The organism is Inquilinus limosus MP06 (genome assembly GCF_000767795.1).
GTDB lineage: Bacteria > Pseudomonadota > Alphaproteobacteria > DSM-16000 > Inquilinaceae > Inquilinus > Inquilinus limosus_E.
Genome location: NZ_JANX01001023.1, coordinates 1 through 1,118 on the forward strand (window position 1 = coordinate 1; position 1,118 = coordinate 1,118).

The following is a 1,118-nucleotide window of genomic DNA, read 5'->3' on the forward strand; positions in this document are numbered from 1 at the left end:
GGGCGCGCAGCAGCACGTGCCAATGGGCCTGGCCGGTCTTGCGGGTGAAGGCGGCCGGCACGGCGAGGACGTCGGCGCCGGCCTGGGCCAGGGCCCGATAGAGATAGGCGAAGCGCAGGTCGTAGCAGACGGTCAGGCCCAGCACGCCGCCTGCCGGCAGCGGCGCCGCCACCGCCTGGCCGCCCGGCGCGAAGGTGGCGCTCTCGCGATAGCGCTCGCCGCCCGCCAGTTCGACGTCGAACATGTGGATCTTGTCGTAGCGGGCCAGGATCTCGCCCGACGGCGCGAACAGGTAGGAGCGGTTGGCCGCCTTGCCGCCGGGCAGGCCGATCGACAGCGACCCGATCAGCAGCGTCGCCCCGGTCTCGCGCGCCAACCCGGCGAAGAAGGGCAGGCCGGGATGCTCTGCCTCCGGCAGGGCCCGCTGCAGCACGGCCTCGCGGCCGTGGGCGATGAAGCCTGTGTTCTCGGGGGTGGCGATCAGCGTCGCCCCGGCGTCACGGGCCTGCCGGATCAGCGTTCCCGCCGCCTGCAGGTTCGGCTCGATCTCCGTGCCGGCATTGAGCTGGACGCAGGCGGCGGCGAACCTCGTCATCCCATCGCCCTCATCCGGCGGAACGGTCGATCAGGCCGGCGCGGATTCGGCCAGGAGCGGGTCGAGCTTGCCGGCGCGTTCCAGCGCCTGGAGGTCGTCATTGCCGCCGACATGGGTTGCGCCGATGAAGATCTGCGGCACGGTGTTGCGACCATGGGCGCGCTGCCGCATCTCCTCCCGCCGCGACGGCTCGGCCACCACATCGATCTCCTCGAAGCTGACGCCCTTCTGGGTCAGCAGCTTCTTGGCCATGTAGCAATAGGGGCAGAACGGGCTGGAGTAGACGGTGACGGGTGGCATGCGATCCTCCGAAGAGTCCTTCGAATATGAGGGCATTCGTGCTGGGATGCCAGGGGGTCTGCGCCCGATGAATGGCGCCCATGCCCTGGGCGCGCGCCGGCCTCACGGCGGCGGCACCCGCGCCAGCGTCACCACGTCGACCCCGGCGGCCCCCTTGCGCCGCAGCGCCCGGGCGCATTCGTCAATGGTGGCGCCGGTGGTCAGCACATCATCGACCAGCAGC

The 1,118-nt window shown here is 71.2% G+C and carries 3 protein-coding genes; all 3 read right to left on the reverse strand.

Going from position 1 to position 1,118, the window contains the following annotated elements; translation table 11 throughout:
• Positions 1–595, reverse strand: a 595-nt coding sequence (locus P409_RS34905) for a nitrilase-related carbon-nitrogen hydrolase (RefSeq protein ID WP_034849574.1), incomplete at its 3' end; no start/stop codon positions are given.
• 30 nt (positions 596–625) lie between these two features.
• Positions 626–895, reverse strand: a complete 270-nt coding sequence (gene grxC, locus P409_RS34910; RefSeq protein WP_034849576.1) for a glutaredoxin 3 — start codon at positions 893–895, stop codon at positions 626–628.
• Between the two features lie 102 nt (positions 896–997).
• Entirely contained in the window at positions 998–1,117 is a 120-nt protein-coding gene (locus P409_RS37550; RefSeq protein WP_430515689.1) for a ComF family protein, read from the reverse strand.
• Position 1,118: the final 1 nt, after the last annotated feature.